At 46.0% G+C, this 17,982-nt stretch carries 24 protein-coding genes and 2 pseudogenes; 22 read left to right on the top strand and 4 right to left on the bottom strand.

The features are described 5' to 3' along the window. Positions 1–7: 7 nt before the first annotated feature. The 18 genes and pseudogenes from DXB18_RS05680 (at position 8) to DXB18_RS05590 (ending at position 12,280) form a co-directional block, all read left to right on the top strand. Positions 8–259 (top strand): hypothetical protein, encoded by a 252-nt coding sequence (locus tag DXB18_RS05680; protein WP_118540155.1) that lies wholly within the window; start codon positions 8–10, stop codon positions 257–259. A gap of 14 nt (positions 260–273) precedes the next feature. Further along, positions 274–492, top strand: a complete 219-nt coding sequence (infA, locus tag DXB18_RS05675) for a translation initiation factor IF-1 (RefSeq protein WP_118533418.1) — start codon at positions 274–276, stop codon at positions 490–492. A gap of 192 nt (positions 493–684) precedes the next feature. After that, on the top strand, positions 685–798 hold the full coding sequence (gene rpmJ / locus DXB18_RS05670) for a 50S ribosomal protein L36 (protein ID WP_003497809.1): 114 nt from the start codon (positions 685–687) through the stop codon (positions 796–798). Between the two features lie 31 nt (positions 799–829). Next, complete coding sequence (gene rpsM, locus DXB18_RS05665; RefSeq protein ID WP_118540154.1) at positions 830–1,198, top strand: 30S ribosomal protein S13; 369 nt, start codon at positions 830–832, stop codon at positions 1,196–1,198. An 88-nt stretch (positions 1,199–1,286) separates the two neighbouring features. Continuing rightward, entirely contained in the window at positions 1,287–1,688 is a 402-nt protein-coding gene (rpsK, locus tag DXB18_RS05660; RefSeq protein WP_118533414.1) for a 30S ribosomal protein S11, read from the top strand. A 16-nt stretch (positions 1,689–1,704) separates the two neighbouring features. Next, positions 1,705–2,298: a 30S ribosomal protein S4 gene (gene rpsD, locus DXB18_RS05655; protein WP_118540153.1), complete on the top strand. Its 594-nt coding sequence runs from the start codon at positions 1,705–1,707 to the stop codon at positions 2,296–2,298. Between the two features lie 53 nt (positions 2,299–2,351). Then, positions 2,352–3,311, top strand: coding sequence for a DNA-directed RNA polymerase subunit alpha (locus DXB18_RS05650; RefSeq protein ID WP_118706511.1), 960 nt, complete (start codon positions 2,352–2,354; stop codon positions 3,309–3,311). A gap of 211 nt (positions 3,312–3,522) precedes the next feature. Continuing rightward, positions 3,523–4,059, top strand: coding sequence for a L17 family ribosomal protein (locus DXB18_RS05645; protein WP_118533408.1), 537 nt, complete (start codon positions 3,523–3,525; stop codon positions 4,057–4,059). 285 nt (positions 4,060–4,344) lie between these two features. Continuing rightward, positions 4,345–5,595, top strand: a complete 1,251-nt coding sequence (locus tag DXB18_RS05640; RefSeq protein WP_182430486.1) for an N-acetylmuramoyl-L-alanine amidase family protein — start codon at positions 4,345–4,347, stop codon at positions 5,593–5,595. Between the two features lie 218 nt (positions 5,596–5,813). Then, positions 5,814–6,359: a TIGR01440 family protein gene (locus DXB18_RS05635; RefSeq protein WP_243035150.1), complete on the top strand. Its 546-nt coding sequence runs from the start codon at positions 5,814–5,816 to the stop codon at positions 6,357–6,359. Between the two features lie 195 nt (positions 6,360–6,554). Continuing rightward, positions 6,555–7,430: an energy-coupling factor transporter ATPase gene (locus DXB18_RS05630; protein WP_118540149.1), complete on the top strand. Its 876-nt coding sequence runs from the start codon at positions 6,555–6,557 to the stop codon at positions 7,428–7,430. A 12-nt stretch (positions 7,431–7,442) separates the two neighbouring features. Further along, positions 7,443–8,303, top strand: a complete 861-nt coding sequence (locus DXB18_RS05625) for an energy-coupling factor transporter ATPase (RefSeq protein ID WP_118540148.1) — start codon at positions 7,443–7,445, stop codon at positions 8,301–8,303. Next, positions 8,300–9,094 carry an energy-coupling factor transporter transmembrane component T gene (locus DXB18_RS05620; RefSeq protein WP_118706509.1) on the top strand — a complete coding sequence of 265 codons (795 nt, stop codon included), beginning with the start codon at positions 8,300–8,302 and terminating at the stop codon, positions 9,092–9,094. Before DXB18_RS05625 ends, DXB18_RS05620 begins: the two co-directional genes overlap by 4 nt. 154 nt (positions 9,095–9,248) lie before the next feature. After that, entirely contained in the window at positions 9,249–10,442 is a 1,194-nt protein-coding gene (gene truA / locus DXB18_RS05615; protein ID WP_118706507.1) for a tRNA pseudouridine(38-40) synthase TruA, read from the top strand. A 204-nt stretch (positions 10,443–10,646) separates the two neighbouring features. Next, positions 10,647–11,081 carry a 50S ribosomal protein L13 gene (gene rplM / locus DXB18_RS05610; RefSeq protein WP_118533980.1) on the top strand — a complete coding sequence of 145 codons (435 nt, stop codon included), beginning with the start codon at positions 10,647–10,649 and terminating at the stop codon, positions 11,079–11,081. A gap of 28 nt (positions 11,082–11,109) precedes the next feature. Beyond that, a complete protein-coding gene (gene rpsI, locus DXB18_RS05605) occupies positions 11,110–11,499 on the top strand; it encodes a 30S ribosomal protein S9 (protein WP_118706505.1) in 390 nt (129 codons plus the stop codon). A gap of 246 nt (positions 11,500–11,745) precedes the next feature. Further along, a pseudogene (locus DXB18_RS05595) lies at positions 11,746–11,826 on the top strand (plasmid mobilization relaxosome protein MobC); the annotation flags it as partial. A gap of 151 nt (positions 11,827–11,977) precedes the next feature. Next, positions 11,978–12,280, top strand: a complete 303-nt coding sequence (locus tag DXB18_RS05590; protein ID WP_118540143.1) for a hypothetical protein — start codon at positions 11,978–11,980, stop codon at positions 12,278–12,280. Between the two features lie 47 nt (positions 12,281–12,327). Here DXB18_RS05590 and DXB18_RS05585 read toward each other — a convergent pair. Both DXB18_RS05585 and DXB18_RS05580 read right to left on the bottom strand, forming a co-directional pair. After that, positions 12,328–12,789: pseudogene (locus tag DXB18_RS05585) on the bottom strand (Fic family protein); the annotation flags it as partial. Positions 12,790–12,795: 6 nt separating this feature from the next. Beyond that, entirely contained in the window at positions 12,796–13,584 is a 789-nt protein-coding gene (locus DXB18_RS05580; RefSeq protein ID WP_118706503.1) for a type II CAAX endopeptidase family protein, read from the bottom strand. A gap of 500 nt (positions 13,585–14,084) precedes the next feature. Between DXB18_RS05580 and DXB18_RS05575 the strand changes: the two genes are divergently transcribed. Beyond that, complete coding sequence (locus DXB18_RS05575) at positions 14,085–15,002, top strand: DUF4300 family protein (protein WP_243035136.1); 918 nt, start codon at positions 14,085–14,087, stop codon at positions 15,000–15,002. Positions 15,003–15,313: 311 nt separating this feature from the next. Here the strand turns inward: DXB18_RS05575 and DXB18_RS16530 are convergent, their stop codons facing one another. Then, positions 15,314–15,667: a transposase gene (locus DXB18_RS16530; RefSeq protein WP_243035149.1), complete on the bottom strand. Its 354-nt coding sequence runs from the start codon at positions 15,665–15,667 to the stop codon at positions 15,314–15,316. A gap of 459 nt (positions 15,668–16,126) precedes the next feature. Here DXB18_RS16530 and DXB18_RS05565 point away from each other — a divergent pair, with 459 nt between their 5' ends. The 3 genes from DXB18_RS05565 to DXB18_RS05555 are packed head-to-tail and all read left to right on the top strand — an operon-like array spanning position 16,127 to position 17,304. Next, positions 16,127–16,339 (top strand): helix-turn-helix transcriptional regulator, encoded by a 213-nt coding sequence (locus tag DXB18_RS05565; RefSeq protein ID WP_114000404.1) that lies wholly within the window; start codon positions 16,127–16,129, stop codon positions 16,337–16,339. A 15-nt stretch (positions 16,340–16,354) separates the two neighbouring features. Next, complete coding sequence (locus DXB18_RS05560; RefSeq protein ID WP_118540140.1) at positions 16,355–16,636, top strand: TIGR04076 family protein; 282 nt, start codon at positions 16,355–16,357, stop codon at positions 16,634–16,636. Between the two features lie 56 nt (positions 16,637–16,692). Further along, on the top strand, positions 16,693–17,304 hold the full coding sequence (locus tag DXB18_RS05555) for a class I SAM-dependent methyltransferase (protein ID WP_118540139.1): 612 nt from the start codon (positions 16,693–16,695) through the stop codon (positions 17,302–17,304). A 215-nt stretch (positions 17,305–17,519) separates the two neighbouring features. Here the strand turns inward: DXB18_RS05555 and DXB18_RS05550 are convergent, their stop codons facing one another. Further along, complete coding sequence (locus DXB18_RS05550) at positions 17,520–17,963, bottom strand: Rrf2 family transcriptional regulator (protein WP_117552916.1); 444 nt, start codon at positions 17,961–17,963, stop codon at positions 17,520–17,522. Positions 17,964–17,982 lie beyond the last annotated feature (19 nt).

Here is a 17,982-nt window from a genome sequence, read left to right as displayed (position 1 = left end):
GTGCGCGATGAACATAGAGCGGTACTGTCCGGTAAAGTCTCTTGCAGGGCATGACAAAAACCAGTATTATATCGTAATATCCGATGAAGGGAAATCCGTTACCATGGCAAATGGAACCACCCGCAAGGTGGACGACCCGAAGCGGAAAAACAAGAAACATATTCAGGCAGGGAAGACACCGCTTTTTCGCGGTCTTCCCACTGATGAAGAAATCCGAAACGCGCTCAAGACCTGGGTGGAACGCCACGGTTGTATTTAGGAGGAATTGATTATATGTCGAAATCAGATGTTATTGAAATCGAGGGAACTGTTGTTGAGAAGCTGCCGAACGCAATGTTCCAGGTAGAATTAGAGAATGGTCATCAGGTGCTGGCTCATATCAGCGGTAAGCTGCGTATGAACTATATCCGTATCCTGCCGGGCGATAAGGTTACCCTTGAGATGTCTCCGTATGATTTAAGCAAGGGCAGAATCATCTGGAGAGATAAATAAGCTTATAAAAGCATCCGCTTTTATAAATAAAAAATTGTAAAAATATTTGTAAAAACACTTGCATAAAAGAAACCATGATGTTATAATATCATGGCGACTTTGTTGAGATGCTGGGTGAAGTTTGTCTAAAACCAGCCCGGCTGTACCAATATATCTGGACAGATATATGCAACTGTAGAAAGGAGAATTGCCGTGAAGGTGAGATCATCAGTAAAACCGATTTGCGAAAAGTGCAAAATCATCAAACGCAAAGGCAGTATCAGAGTAATCTGTGAAAATCCTAAGCACAAACAGAGACAAGGTTAAAAACAAAAAGTTATAGGAGGTTACGACGCAAATGGCTCGTATTTCAGGTGTTGATTTACCAAGAGAAAAACGTGTTGAAATCGGTCTGACTTACATCTACGGAATCGGTAGAACAAGTGCAAACCGTATCCTTGCTGAGGCTGGCGTTAATCCTGACACTCGTGTTAAGGATCTGACCGATGACGAAGTAAAGAAGCTGGCAGCTGTTATTGCTGAGACCCAGACTGTTGAGGGTGATCTTCGTAGAGAGATCGCTATGAACATCAAGAGACTGCAGGAGATTGGCTGCTATCGCGGAATCCGTCATAGAAAAGGTCTGCCGGTTCGTGGTCAGAAGACCAAAACCAATGCAAGAACCCGCAAAGGTCCTCGTAAGACTGTTGCAAACAAGAAGAAATAAGTAATTCGTAACATTATGTAGAATCACGTTGCATGTTTTAAAAACAGGAAACAAGATTCGGAAATTCAAGAAAGTAGGTTAGTTTAAAATGGCTAAAAAAGTGTCCACTGCAAAAAAAGTGACAAAAAAGCGCGTAAAGAAAAACGTTGAACGCGGACAGGCACATATCCAGTCTTCTTTTAACAACACCATCGTTACCTTAACCGATGCACAGGGTAACGCGTTGTCCTGGGCAAGTGCCGGTGGTCTGGGATTTAGAGGTTCAAGGAAATCTACTCCATATGCAGCTCAGATGGCTGCAGAAACTGCCGCAAAAGCAGCTTTAGTACATGGTTTAAAATCTGTAGACGTTATGGTTAAAGGACCTGGTTCAGGCCGTGAAGCAGCAATTCGTGCGCTTTCCGCATGCGGTATTGAAGTAACTAGCATTAAGGACGTAACTCCGGTTCCACATAACGGATGTCGCCCGCCAAAACGTAGAAGAGTCTAATTAGGAGGTACTAAAAGTGGCAGTAGATAGAGTTCCTGTTCTTAAAAGATGCAGATCTCTTGGTTTAGATCCGATCTATTTAGGAATTGATAAAAAATCAAACAGAGAATTAAAAAGAGCTAACAGAAAAGTAAGTGAGTATGGTCTCCAGTTACGTGAGAAACAGAAAGCAAAATTCATCTATGGCGTATTAGAGAAACCGTTCCGTAACTACTACACCAGAGCCGAGAAAATGGAAGGTCAGACTGGTGAGAACATGATGATTCTCCTGGAGCGCAGACTGGATAACGTTGTATTCCGTATGGGATTCGGCCGCACCAGACGCGAGACCAGACAGATCGTAGATCACAAGCACATCCTGGTAAACGGCAAGTGTGTAAACATCCCGTCCTACCTGGTAAAAGCTGGTGACGTAATCGAAGTAAAAGAGAAGGCGAAATCTTCTCAGAGATACAAAGATGCTCTTGAGGTAACTGCAGGACGTCTGGTTCCGGCTTGGCTGGATGTTGACCAGGAGAATCTGCGCGGTACTGTTAAAGAGCTGCCGACCAGAGATGAGATTGATGTTCCGGTAAACGAGATGCTTATCGTCGAGTTGTACTCCAAATAATTAAGAGTACCAATTTCCCTCGATAGAAGAACCCAAAAGGAGGGGCTAGAGTCGTGTTCGATTTTGAGAAACCAAACATTGAGATTGTTGAGATTTCTGATGATAAGAAATATGGCAAGTTTGTAGTTGAACCACTTGAGAGAGGCTATGGCACAACGCTGGGTAACTCCCTGAGAAGAATCATGCTTTCTTCTCTGCCGGGTGCAGCTGTCAGCCAGGTGAAAATCGACGGCGTTTTGCATGAGTTCAGTTCTATTCCGGGTGTTAAGGAAGATGTAACTGAGATCATCATGAACATCAAGAGCTTATCTATTAAGAACAACAGCGATAACAACGAAGTAAAGACCGCCTACATCGAGTTCGAAGGTGAGGGTGTCATTACTGCAGCTGATATCCAGGCTGACCCGGACATCGAGATCATGAATCCGGATCAGGTGATCGCACACTTAAGCGGCGGTGCAGACAGCAAGTTCTACATGGAGCTTACTATCACCAAGGGCCGTGGCTATGTGAGCGCAGACAAGAATAAGACAGAAGATATGCCAGTTGGTGTGATCGCGGTGGATTCCATCTATACACCGGTTGAGCGTGTCAACATGTCCATTCAGAATACCCGTGTTGGACAGGTTACCGATTACGATAAGCTGACCTTAGACGTGTATACCAATGGAACCTTAGCTCCAGACGAGGCTGTAAGCCTTGCAGCGAAAGTTCTGAGTGAGCACTTAAATCTGTTCATTGACCTTTCTGAGAATGCCAAGACCGCTGAGATCATGGTAGAGAAAGAGGACAATGAGAAAGAGAAAGTTCTCGAGATGAACATCGATGAACTGGAACTGTCTGTTCGTTCCTACAACTGCTTAAAGAGAGCCGGCATCAATACTGTGGAGGAGCTGTGCAACAGAACTCCGGAGGATATGATGAAGGTTCGTAACCTCGGCAGAAAGTCCCTCGAGGAGGTTCTGGCGAAGTTAAAAGAATTAGGTTTGCAGCTGAATCCGAGTGAGGAGTAAAACGACGAACTTGGGTGATACTCGAACGAAGTGAAACGGAGTTTGAGTTTCCCCTGTCAGCGAGGAGTAATTCGACAATTAGAAACTGAAAAAGTGGCGGCTCCGTAAGTCCATCAGGCAGAGAGCCGCTACATTATGAAAATTGGAAGCTGTGGTCCGGTAAGACCAAAGGGCACGGGACTGCACTCCACATTATATGGAGGAAAATAAAATGGCAGGTTATAGAAAGCTTGGAAGAACTTCCAGCCAGAGAAAAGCAATGATCCGCAGCCAGGTAACTGCACTGCTGTATCATGGAAGCATCAAAACTACTGAGGCTAGAGCAAAAGAGATCCGCAAAGTTGCTGAGGGTCTGATCGCACTGGCTGTGAAAGAGAAAGATAACTTCGAGACCGTTACTGTTACCGCTAAGGTTGCTAAAAAGGACGCTGAGGGTAAGAGAGTCAAAGAAGTAGTAAACGGCAAGAAAGTTACCGTTTATGATGAAGTTCAGAAGGAAATCAAGAAAGATAAGCCGTCCAGACTTCATGCTCGTCGTCAGATGCTCAAAGTTCTCTACGATGTAACTGAGGTTCCGACCGCAGCTGCTGGTAAGAAGAAAAACACCAAGTCCGTAGATATCCCGGCAAAACTCTTTGATGAGGTTGCTCCGAAGTACGTTTCCCGTAACGGTGGTTACACCCGTATCGTTAAGATCGGCCAGCGTAAGGGCGACGGCGCTATGGAAGTGCTGTTAGAGCTTGTTTAATTTATAATTTTATAAATCTATGAGCTTATGGCTCCCGAAGAGAAATCTTCGGGAGCTTTTTGGCTTCATAAGAAATTGCAGCCTATGAAACAAAAAAGCTCTGTGGGATGTGTCATAAATCTTTCAATTTGCGGCAGGATTGTGTCAGAAAGGTAAGGAATACGTAAGTTGACCGGACAACTTACTTCGCTTATAATGAAATTACAAAAAGAGATCAGGAATATATAGATCGCACAAGAGAATATAGAACATGAATGATCGAAAATAAGAGAGCGAGGGATGAGCATGACAAAGAAAAGGTTTGCGGTATGGGGAATGTTATTTGCCCTGTGTGTCAGTACCGCAGGAATGAAAACAGCTTATGCGGCTGACAAAACAATCTCCAGTGTCAAATTACAGATTTATACCGACTTAGAGCCAGGCGATAAGATCGGGGATGCAGCCATTGACATTGACAGTACCACGGCACCGGGCGGCGGTATCGCAATTTCCGGTTCCACGGACCGCTATCAGATTAAAGAAGCGGACTGGACGACTTCTTCTTCCAAAGAAGTAAGCGTCGGATATCAGCCAGAGTTAAAGATCCGGTTGGAAGTGATTGATTCCGGTTATGCATTTAAGGGAACCTATCGTTCCAGCAATGTGACCATAAAAGGCGGCGAATTTATCAGTGCCAGCAAGAGCAGCGGTGATCTGGTAATCAAGGCCCGGTTAAAACCATTAAAAGGCACATTTGAAGCTCCACAGGATGCTTACTGGAAGGACAATGCAAAGGGAACTGCCCGGTGGGAGGAACCAGACAATGGAGGAACCGGTCAGTATGAGGTAGAGCTTCGCAAGGGATCCACCAAAATTTACACAACCGAGACAACCAGTAAAACCTTCAATTTTTATCCGTATATGACGCAGGCAGGAACTTATAAGTTCCGTGTTCGTACCATCGCAAAAACATCCAAACAGGACGATTATGGTAAGAGCAGCGAATGGGTAGAATCCGATGAAATCTACCTGGCCAAGGAAGATGTATCGGACGGAAGCGGCAGAAACAATAGCACCAGTAATGGTGGACCAAGCGGAACTCCGGGAAACAGCAAAGCTGGCTGGCAGAAATACGATAATGCCTGGTATTATTATTATCCAGATGGCAGTTACGTAAAGAACGGCTGGGTTGAAGTAGGCGGCAGATGGTATGTGTTCGATAATAGCGGCAAAATGCTGACTGGCTGGCAGGAACGTAATGGCCAGATGTACTATCTGGATGCAAGTGGTGCCATGGTCACCGGTTGGGTTTCCTGGAATGGCCGTTGGTGCTATATGAACGAAACTCAGGATCAGTATTATGGCTGCCTGGTTCGTGGACACTGGCTGACAAAGGACGGAAAAACCTATTACTTAAACAGCACCGGCTATATGGCTGAAGGCTGGAACGAGGTCGAAGGCAACTGGTATTACTTCTATCCAGGCCAGGGCAACAAGGCCGTGAATACAAACATCGACACATTTTATGTGAATGAGCAGGGTGTGTGGGTACACTAAAGCAACAATATCACACGATAACGAACGAGGGGCGAAAGTTTCCGCAGCCGCCATGCATGGCGGCTGTGGAAACTTTCGCCCCTTTGATACTTACTGTGCAATATTGTTATTTTGTGGTAAGATAGCGTATAATGAGTGAAACATCATGGGTAGAAGAATGGAGGAAAACAGCGATGGGAACCGGATTATCCGATCGGAAAGCAGATAAACAGGAACTGATGGAAATAGAAAACGAGGCGTATGAGGCAGCTTCCCAGCTGCTCGCAGCCGCGCATCCGAAAAAGGGCAGTATTTTTGTGGTTGGCTGTTCTACGAGTGAGGTGGCAGGGGAACGGATTGGAAGCTTTTCCAGCCCGGAACTGGGGCAGGCGTTGTTTGACGGGATTTACCGCGCAGCAAAAGAAGCAGGTGTTTCTCTTGCTGCCCAGTGCTGCGAGCACTTAAACCGTGCCCTGATTTTGGAGGAAGAGGCAGCCGAGCGTTATGGATATGAGCAGGTCAACGTGATTCCGCAGCCGAAAGCCGGAGGCTCTTTTGCGACAGCAGCGTATCATACCTTTGAAAGTCCGGTGGCAGTGGAGCATATCCGCGCAGCGGCCGGAATGGATATTGGTGATACCCTGATCGGCATGCATTTAAAAGAGGTGGCAGTTCCGGTGCGGATCGAAAGACGGCAGATCGGGGCGGCCAGAGTCATCTGCGCGAGAACCCGCCTGAAATTTACCGGAGGAGCCCGGGCAATCTATGATGAAACACTTCTTTAAAGGAACCAGATTTTGCCTATTTGGAGATGAAAAACAGGAACTCGTGTGTTTTCTGGTTGACGCTGTGTATAATTTCGCTTAAAATGAAAAAACGGTGGAAAACTGCGGAATTTTTCTGCTTGATGGGGAAAAAGCTAAGGCAGTTTTTCACAAAGGAAAACGATATCGCTGTATACAGGAAAGGAAGCCAATTTTATGGGAATCATAAAAGCTTCAAAATTAATATACGATTATATCCGCCGGGATGAAGATGACCATGTGGAAGAGGTAAAGCGTGCCATCGATGATCTGACCCTGGACATTAAACAGGGGGATTTTGTGGCAATCCTGGGGCATAACGGCTCTGGAAAGTCTACCTTTGCCAAGCAGGTGAACGGCATTCTTCTTCCGACGGATGGAACGGTCTGGATTTCCGGCATGAATACCGCAGACGATGCCCACATCTGGGATATCCGCAAAACAGCCGGCATGGTCTTCCAAAATCCGGACAACCAGATCATTGGTAATATTGTAGAGGAAGATGTCGGGTTCGGACCGGAAAACCTTGGGGTCCCGACCGATGAGATCTGGAAACGCGTGGACCAGAGCCTCGAAGCGGTTGGCATGACGGCATACCGCTTAAAATCTCCAAATAAGCTGTCAGGTGGACAGAAACAGCGTGTGGCGATCGCAGGTGTTATGGCAATGAAGCCGCAGTGCATCATTCTGGATGAGCCGACAGCGATGCTGGACCCAAATGGACGTAAGGAAGTCATTGCCACGCTTCACGAGCTGAATCGCCAGGAGAAGATCACGGTCCTTCTGATCACACATTATATGGAAGAAGTCATCGACGCAGACCGCGTGATCGTGATGGATGACGGAAAACTGGTTATGGATGGAACCCCGCGGGAGATTTTCTCACGGGTAAAGGAATTGAAGGAATACCGGCTGGATGTTCCGCAGGTGACGGAGCTTGCCTACGAGCTAAAGCAGGCGGGCTTAGACCTGCCGGACGGAATTCTGACCATGGACGAGCTGATGGAAAAGCTTCTTCCGATGTTTCATGAAAAATATCCAGAGGTAAAATAGAAGGAGGCATCTATGTCAATCAGGGCAGAACATTTGAACCATATTTATGGGGAAGGAACAGCCTTTGAGCAGTATGCCTTAAAGGATGTCAGTTTTGAAATTGAGGATGGACAGTTTATCGGGCTGATCGGACATACCGGTTCCGGAAAGTCCACACTGATCCAGCATTTGAATGGTCTCTTGCGGGCCAGCAGCGGAGCAATCTATTATAATGGAGAAAACATTTACCAGGACGGCTACGATATGAAGGCGCTGCGCAGTAAGGTTGGTCTGGTTTTCCAGTATCCGGAGCACCAGCTGTTTGAAGTGGACGTTTTTTCTGATGTCTGCTTTGGACCGAAAAACCAGGGACTTTCCAAAGAAGAAGTAGAAGAGCGGGCGAAAGAAGCCCTTATCCAGGTTGGACTGGATGAGAAACTGTGGAGGCAGTCTCCATTTGAACTTTCAGGCGGACAGAAACGAAGGGTTGCCATTGCCGGTGTTCTGGCAATGCATCCGGAAGTACTGATCCTGGATGAGCCGACGGCAGGACTGGACCCAAAAGGGCGGGATGAAATTCTGGATGAAATCTCAGAACTTCATAAAAAACGCCATATGACCATTATTCTCGTCTCACACAGCATGGAGGATATTGCACGCTATGCAGACCGGATCATGGTGATGAACCACGGGGAAAAGATGTTTGATGCACCGCCGAAAGAGGTCTTCCGTCATTATAAGGAGCTGGAGAAAATCGGACTTGCTGCACCGCAGATTACTTACATTGTGCATGGGCTGAAAGAGCATGGTGTGCCGATTGCCGATGATATTACCACAGTAGCAGAGGCAAAGGATGCGATCCTGAAACTGCTCGGGAAGGATGAAAGAGCATGATTCGTGATATTACCTTAGGACAATATTATCCGGTGGATTCGGTGCTGCACCGCATGGATCCCCGGACCAAGCTGTTTGGAACACTGGTATTTATTGTGTCGTTGTTCTTTGCGAACAGCATTGCCTGCTATGTGGCAGCAACCTTATTTCTGGTGGCAGCGATCCGCATGTCAAAGGTTCCTTTTTCGTTTATCGTAAGGGGCTTAAAGGCCGTTGTATTCCTGCTGCTGATCAGTGTCAGCTTTAATTTATTTTTAACACCGGGAACTGCAATTTTCCAGATTGGTTTCTTAAAGATCACCCAGGAAGGTGTGCGTATCGCTGGATTTATGGCACTGCGCCTGATCTATCTGGTAATTGGTTCTTCTGTCATGACCCTGACAACGACACCGAATGAACTGACCGATGGTCTGGAAAAAAGCCTTGGCTTTTTAAATAAAGTCGGAGTGCCGGTTCATGAGATATCCATGATGATGTCCATTGCCCTTCGCTTTATTCCGATTCTGGTCGAAGAAACGGACAAGATCATGAAAGCCCAGATGGCCAGAGGCGCTGATTTTGAGAGCGGAAATCTGATCCAGAAGGCAAAGAGCATGGTTCCGCTTCTGGTTCCGCTGTTTATCTCAGCATTCCGCCGTGCAACGGATCTGGCTATGGCCATGGAGGCCCGCTGTTATCATGGCGGTGAGGGACGGACCAAGATGAAACCGCTTAAATACGCAAAGCGTGATCATATCGGATATCTGGTTTATGTGATTTATCTGGTGGTTGTCATCTTACTGCGTGCATAAATGAAAAGATTGCTTTCCTGCGTTTTTGGAAAGCAATTTTCTATTTACAGCCATTGTATGTGATGCTTCTTATGTGACACTTTTACGAATCGGATTTTAGAAATTTACAGATACATGTTGCAAGCTAAAAAATGAATGCTACCTGGAGGAACGTATGAAACGAGTAAAACTGGTGGTCGCTTATGACGGCACCGCGTATCGTGGCTGGCAGCTGCAGCCAAACGGTATTACCATAGAAGAAGTGCTGAACCGGGAACTGACAGCGCTGTTAAAAGAACCCATTTCTGTGATCGGTGCGAGCCGGACCGACTCCGGGGTTCATGCAAGAGGAAATGTAGCGGTGTTTGACACGGAAAACCGCATGCCGGCAGATAAAATCTGCTTTGCGCTCAACCAGCGTCTGCCGGAAGATATCCGCGTCCAGAGCTCAAAAGAGGTGCCTGCAGACTGGCATCCACGGAAAGCAAACTGCACCAAAACTTATGAATACAAGGTATTAAACCGGAAAATTTCCATGCCGTTAGAACGATTATATGCTCATTTTTGTTATTTTAACCTGGATCTTGAGAAAATGCGTCAGGCAGCTGCTTATCTGATCGGAGAACATGACTTTAAGAGTTTTTGTACAGTGCGGACCCAGGCAGAAGAGACGGTGCGTACCATTTACAGTCTGGATATCACAAAGCAGGATGACATGATCACCATCCGCATCAGAGGAAGTGGATTCCTCTATAATATGGTGCGCATCATTGCGGGAACCCTTCTGGAAGTTGGCATGGGTGCGTACCCGCCGGAGCACATGGAAGAAATTCTGGATGCAAGAGATCGCCAGGCAGCAGGACGCACGGCACCGGCGAGAGGACTGACCCTGGTCAGCATGGAATATCAGAAAGAACTGCCGGACTGGCATCACCGGGAGAACAAATACTGGAAGTATGATATTCTGCAGTCCCATATAAAAGATGAGAAGACAGCCTTTTTCGTGCTCACTCGCTGCGTGGAGGAAGAACTGGATGGAATCCTCCGGAGAAATATCCATCATGCATTCCAGAATGGGGCTGAGAAAGTCTATGTGACCGATCTGGAAAAGCCGGAGCGGTTACAGGCGGGGGATGTTCATGGACGCTATGTGCTGAAAGAGACGGAGAAGGAAACTGGAGACTGCTTTACACCAGAAGAGGCAGAGGCGCTGAGAAAATTGGTGCAAAGCGGCGGGGAACGTCCAGATTGTGCGAAATGTGCAAAGCCCTCCGGAAATAGAGCCCAGGAAGAAGAAACATCAGCAAAGGAAACTGCTCTGCGGTGGGTAACTGCCCTTCCGCTTGTGGATAACACACCGCAAAATTGAAAAAACTGTGGAAAACCCTTCAAAATCACGTAAAATCAAGGAAAAAGCGCTTGACATGAAACGGCGGATATAATATAATATACAACTGTGACGTTAGGTGGAAATGCTTAGGCCAAAGCCCCGGAATAGGCATTTTACTATACATTTCAAAACAATTGCGGTAAGTGACCGTTAGGAACAGATAGTTTAACAGGAGGTTAACCAATGAAGAGTTTTATGGCTAGTCCAGCGACGATTGAGAGAAAATGGTATGTAGTAGATGCTGCCGGATGTACTTTAGGACGTTTGGCTTCAGAAGTAGCAAAAGTATTAAGAGGTAAAAATAAACCGATCTACACCCCGCACATCGACTGCGGCGATTATGTGATCGTTGTTAATGCAGATCAGATCAAAGTAACCGGTAAGAAGTTAGATCAGAAGATCTACTATCATCACTCTGATTACGTAGGTGGTATGAAAGAGACCACTCTGCGTGAGATGATGGCTAAGAAGCCGGAGCGTGTGATCGAGCTTGCTGTTAAGGGTATGCTTCCGAAGGGACCTTTAGGAAGAAGCATGATGACCAAGCTTCATGTATATGCAGGACCGGATCATGAGCAGGCAGCTCAGAAGCCGGAAGCTCTGGAAATCAAATTCTAAGGAAAGGTACTGAAAGGAGGAAGTTATCATGGCAAATAAATATTACGGAACAGGTAGAAGAAAAAAATCTATCGCAAGAGTATATCTGGTACCAGGTACCGGTAAAATCACCATCAACAAGAGAGACATCGACCAGTATCTTGGTCTTGAGACCTTAAAGGTAGTTGTTCGTCAGCCGTTAGTAGCAACCGAGACCGTTGACAAGTTCGACGTTCTGGTTAACGTTCGCGGCGGCGGCTTCACTGGCCAGGCTGGTGCAATCCGTCACGGTATCTCTAGAGCACTGCTTCAGGCAGACGCTGATTTCAGACCGGTTCTGAAAAAAGCAGGCTTCCTGACCAGAGACCCGCGTATGAAAGAGAGAAAGAAGTACGGTCTCAAAGCAGCTCGTCGCGCTCCGCAGTTCAGCAAGCGATAATCGACTGCTTAATAATGCTAAAAAAGCCCGGAAATACGCCATTTTCCGGGCTTTTTCTATGCCTGAAATCATCTGATTCCGATGGTGAAATTTGAGCAGGAGGTAACAGGTATGACGGATTTCAATCAGAAAACCCATGACACCGATGTGGGCAGTCATGGTGGACAGTCAAGGCAGATGATGGAGGTGTTTGAGAACCAGGAGTTTGGTTCGATCCGCGTGTTGCAGGAGGCAGGCAAGACCTTCTTGGAGGATATATCCCAGCGGCAGGAACAACTGTGGGAGGGTGTGAAGGAAATCCTTACCCAACTCTCCAAACTTTCATAACAGGGCTAGATACTCCATTTGCGGAGGGAGGAACGGCGTTTCTTCGCCGCACCTTCCTCCGCTTTTTCTTTTTGTCTGTATCCTTGTCTTTTGCCTGTCCGTACCGGATAATATGAGTAGAATAAGAAGCGTAGCAAAGGAGTGAAAACAGATGCTGACCTTTGAAAAGGTGCTGGAGATTTTTGCGGACTACCTGGCCGCAGACGAGACCATCGAAGTTTATATCAGCCGTCACGGATGTGTAAGGGTGGAATTTGACCAGGACTTTCACTATTGCACCGGCGAGGTGTGCCATACTCCCAAGGAACTGTTCGACCTCTTAGCCGATGATTACCGGACTTATCTGGAGATTGAACTGACCAAAGGAAAACGGGAAGTGACGGAAGATGATGAGAGAGAAGCGGATGCCCTGTGCAAACGGCATCTGGAGCGTTGGAAGGAGGAACAGGAATGAAAAGAAGCAGGACAATGGGAGATGAGCCCCAATGCCCTGCTTCTGGGTTATTTGGAATGAACGGTAGTGTATTTCTGGTTTTTGCTTTTGGGTTTGTCTGGAAACATCATTTCAAGTTTACCAGAAGATAATAAAGGCTTGAGGTAATATTTGCTGAAGTGAGAACGGCTGGAAACATCAATATATGCTTGCATTTCATCTCGACTTTTAGGATCTGCACAAAATTCCAATAGCAAGTTTTGCTTGCTGATCACAGATGTATCATGTGCGGCATCATGTGCTGTATCATGTGCGGCATCATGTACGGAAGCACCGCACATGTTGTAGTTTACATTTTTCAAGATGACTCTGAAATCTGTCGCTGTTGAGGAAAATTCAGGCTTATATGCCGCTGTGTATCCAGGCAGCTTTTCAGTTTCACTGACGATTTTGCGCAGACCACTTCCACGGCGTTCCATGTACTTCATGCGGTGAAACAGGTCAGCAATCACAGGGTTTCGCCTCATCGAAACCCCTTACATGCTATCTGCTCTTTTGTCCTGTCGGAGTGAGCGGCAGACGATATACCCTGCCGGAGCGATCATGATCAGAATAAAAATGCTGATCAGTTCATTCACTTCGGATGGCGCAAAGCCCTGCAGCATAGTAATGAGGTTGTTTGCGAAATGCACGAGGATGGGAAACAACAGGTCCCTTTTCTTCTCGTAAAGGATTCCTGCGGCAATGCCCATAAGGGTGGCATAGACAGCCTGCGCGATATTCAGGTGATAAACGCCGAAGAGTACGGATGATATTAGAATCGCGCCCCAAGCGGGGGCAAATTTCCGTATGGAGCGAAGTACAATGCCGCGGAATAGAATTTCTTCTACAACAGGTGCAGCGATCACCGCAATCATAAATGTTCCAAATGCATTTCCGCCGGCAATATTTTCAGCACCGGCGTTCATTGCCTCAACGCTTTTTTGAAGCGAGGGAAGCTGCTCTGCCAGCATGATCCAAAGACCGGAGATTCCGCAAATGCCAAATCCCACGACCAGACTGCCGAGCACATCTTTGAAATTTGTCGCTGTGCGCGGTTCGCTTATCTCTTTCCTCCAAAGCAGTTTATAGAGGGTGAAGAATACGAGGATAAGGACGATGTAAATCAGAATCTCGCCCCAATATGAGTATTTCATAAATTGCTGTGGGGAGATATGAAAAACATCCAAAACAAGTCTTTCCACAAGGAAATACAACAGGTTGGACAGCAAAAAATGCAGTGCGATTGCAAGAATGGGAATAGCGAAATATCTTTTTTTCATCATAGGTCAATTTTTTCTCCTGTCTGTATTTTTGAGGGGACTGCTGCAGTATAACAGATTTAACTTAAAGTCTTTGTTAAGGGGCGAAGCTGTAATCTTTCGAAAGCGGTGTCGCAAAGGGATGCGGTTCATCTTCCTTGCCGAACCTTTTGACCTTTCTCTAAAAGATGTTTGAGCCGCAGGTTCTTCTCCGCCAGTTCGCCCAGCAGGTTGCGGACGATGCGAGCGTGATGGGTGCAGATTGAAAGCAATCATTGAAGGCATGGCCATTTATCCTCGCCACTCATGAGTTGTCTGTTTACTTTTTTGTTCGTTGCTTCGATACTCCTACACACCGCCTGCACCAGATAATGCTTCTCATGGCAGAACACCTGGAGATGTGAGGAAAGTTGCTTGCTGCAAAAGCCGCAACACTTTGTATATCTTAACATAAGATTTATGATCCGGTGCTATAATAACCTCAGCAAATCGAGCAATCGCCAAAGAAAGGATGGATTAGAACTATGAGATCACGATGGGAAATCACTTTTATTATATGTGTTGTGCTTATTGCCGCCGTACTTGCAGGCTGCGGCGCAGCCGAGCAGCGTCCGGCATTGGAAAAAATTGAATACACGAACTTGAACGACAGTGGTTCGAGGGAGCTTTTGCAGGAGCTGCTCTCCGACGCAGGCGTGTCAGATGGGCGTATTCAGGGCTTTTTCCGCCGTTTGGATCACTTTAATGACATCGTGAAGCAGGAATGGCTTACGGATGGCTTTGAGGAAGCGGAGCTGCTGTATACGAAATACGACCCTTATACCATGCAGGACGAATGGACGGCGAAGAACGGGACGTTTCCGGGCTATAACTGCCGGATCACCGCCATGAGCCTGTTTGGGGATTTCCTCTCTGTGAGCGCAGACTCTCAAATCAATGCCGGTGAAGATGTGCTGTTTGTGGACGAGGAGACGCTGAAAACAGATCCCTCTGCGTTGGGAGGAAGCAGCCTTGCGGATTTCCGCGCACTGTATTCCTCTATGAAGGCGAATAATACCACGGAAATACCGCGCCATGTGCAAACTGTACAAGAAGAATGGGCATCCCGCGGCGTTACTTTTCAGGAGAATGAAAGGATCCGCCTTATCACGGTATTCTTCCATGATAAGCCGACTGAGGAGGAATCTCTGCTGTTTGTCGGGCATGTTGGCGTACTTTTGACGGCGGAGGACGGGACGCTGTACTTTGTAGAAAAAGTTGCCTTTCAGGAGCCGTACCGGCTGCTGCGATTTGCGAACCGAACGGCACTGAGCGATTATCTTATGGGAAAATATGACACCTCATGGGGACAGGATACGGCGACTCCCTTTATCATGGAGAATGACAAGCTCATGGACGGCTGGCGTCCAAACCCGGATAGCGGAAGCTCCGCGCTCGGCTAAGGACTGCGTGTTGCTGCCAATATAAGGGCGTGTGAAAAAATGAGAAATCATTTTTTACACGCTCTTTTAGACTAAAAAATTATAAACGAAGTAGTCTCTAAAAGCGCATTTCCCCCTTACCCCATAAATTTGTTGACTTTCATTCAGCTTTGACAGATATTCCTTAAGTTTTTCATAATGGCGCTGCTGGACGGACTTTCGATGTCCTTTACCAGCGACAAACGTTGTTTCATCCAACTGCCAGATTTCTACGTATTTCGATGCGGCTTCCTTTAAGTATTCTGGCGAGTATTCCGTATTAATACTAAACTTTATCCCCGTGTATTGAAGCTCAAAATTAATTTCCTGAAACAGGGAAGTGATCTTCTCAAACAGGCGGTATCTGGATTTTTCAGTCGCTTTCTTCCATACCCAGGAATACTTGTTTGCGTTGGCTTCAAACTTAGAATCGTCAATATATAAATGTTGCAGGTCCGTATGTTCTTTCTCAAAATTTTTTGATTGATATCACAGAATAGTTTCTCAATAGAATCGCTGAGTATCTCATTGATAAAATATCCAAAAGTCCGATAGGATGGGACTTTATGATCCATCAGATACATGAACCTTAGATTCACTTTGCAGCTGTCTTCCAGCTTACGAAGAGAGATATATCCATTTGTCATAAATCCGAACAGGATTGTTTTCAGCATACTGACCGGGTTATACCGAAGTCTTCCCACCTCATGTTTCGGGATTTCCTTCAGGTATTTCTCCAAATCGATTTCTCCCATAAATCGATCAAATGTCAGCACCGGATCACAAATGGCCAGATAATCTTGAATTAGTATTGGCAAAACTGCCTGCTTGGGTTTAGAATAAGTGCATGTTATTTTTTTCATTGCAGATTAATTTTAACACAAAAAGAGGACCTTGGATTCATTATGAATCCTTGGTCCTTCTTTTTTATAGGCTATGTTTTTTCACAGCCCCTCTGCTTGCAGAAGCGTGGATTCTAAAAAAATCGTTCAAAATTCGGACTGTAAACAATGCGGAACGACAATTGAAAGAGAACAATTTCTGCGTTATAATAAATTGCACTTACAGTGAAATATATTTCAACTAGAAAACAAACGAGGTGGAGTATGCTGAAGAATAATATAGAGGTCGATGTAAAGGTAAAATGTATAGAAGCTGCGACCACGCAGGCAAAACTGGCTGAAGAAGTTGGAACCACGCCGTCCTATGTAAATCGCCTGATAAAAAAGAAAGACGGAATTGTAAATAACACATTCCTGCAGATGTTAGAAAAGCTTGGTTACGATGTAGAGCTGACCTATGTGAAGCGAGAAATATAAGACGGAGGTGAGTCTATGCAGCATGAATGCAGAATAACAGTTCTGGAAACAAAGGTATTCCCTGAACTGCAGGAAAAATACCTGGCAGATCCAAAATCAGGACCATGTCCATGTTTTAAGACAGGAGATACTTTTCTTTTGAAAAGGACACCGCAACAGGATGATTTTTATCATCTGATGAACGGAAAGTTCTGTGGCGAAGCATGGGATGCTGTCAGCAGATATGTTTATACCGCATTGCAGGGTGGTTCCATCATGCATGGATTGTATATTCTCCTAACGGAGAAAAACGATTGAGCAATACCGGTTTGTCGAATTAAGAAAACTGGTATTTGTGGAGGAGGAATTCTGTAATGAGATTTTTTGAAAATACCCGTAAGCCACAAGGCTTCGGCGGAAAATTGATGACGAAGATGATGAACAGCGGTCACGCCAAATTATCGCAATGGGGATTCTCAAATATCTCCGCGAAGTCTGATGCTGAAGTTTTGGACATCGGCTGTGGCGGCGGAGCAAATATTGCGGTCTGGCTTGATAGATGTAGAAGTGGCCACGTGACAGGAATGGATTATTCTGAGGTTAGTGTGGCAGAATCTCAAAAGTTGAACGCCCTCGCCATTAAACAAGGGAAATGTAATGTAGTTCAAGGAGATGTATCTGCTATACCCTTTTCTGACGCGACTTTTGATTATGTTTCTGCCTTCGAAACAGTTTACTTTTGGCCAGGATTAGTAAAATGCTTTTCCGAGGTCAACCGTGTGCTGAAAAGCGAAGGCATATTCCTGATTTGTAACGAGAGTGACGGAACGAATGGCGCAGATGAAAAATGGACAAAGATGATCAATGGTATGAAGATTTACACATCTAAACAACTTGTTGCCGCTTTGAAAGAAGCGGGTTTTACAGAGATCAAAACGTATTCAAATGCAAAAAATCATTGGATAAGTATTGTTGCAACGAAATAGCCAAATTCCAGTTTTGTAAACTAATAAATTCTCAGAAGTCATGCCTGTGACATTGTACTTTTCCTGCATATTTGAAACCTCCTTTTCTGAAAAGCGGAATACCCATACAGGGTATAGGTCTCTCCGGTTCTCAGTATAGTACCGCAAGGAGGTCTTGTATTTCCCGTTCAGAAGAATTTTTGTCCCAAATGGAAGAGTTTCTGAAAATCAATCCGTCATAAACGCTGCAAGGGCATCCCTTCCAACTTCATGTGATATTGTTCCAGCACATCTTTCAGCGTGATTTCCTGCATTTTTTGTTCCGCTGTTTTTTGAATGTCCAAGTAAAAATCCCGCAGCACCAGTTGGATATTTACACCCACGCCACAGGCTGGATTGGTATGGATGTCCTGGTGGAGCAGGGGCTTGTTGCCCTCCACTGCCCGATAGGCATCCAGCAGAGTGATTTTCTCCGGCTCACGAGCCAGGGCAGGCCGGGGATGTCCCTTCACGCTGACCAGCAGCCCTCCTTTCCGCAAGGCGGACATGAGCTGGCGTACATAGGCAGGATTGGTTTGAACGCTTTCTGCCAGTTTGTTGCTAGTCAGGTCGCAGTCTGGGTACAGAGCGATAAAGGCTAAAATATGAACGGCATCGCTAAGGCGGGTGGGATATTTCATGGACTGATCTCCTTTTTTT

It is taken from the genome of Clostridium sp. OM02-18AC (genome assembly GCF_003481825.1).
In the GTDB taxonomy this organism is placed as follows: Bacteria; Bacillota; Clostridia; order Lachnospirales; family Lachnospiraceae; genus Brotaphodocola.
This window is presented reverse-complemented; position numbering and strand designations above follow the sequence as displayed.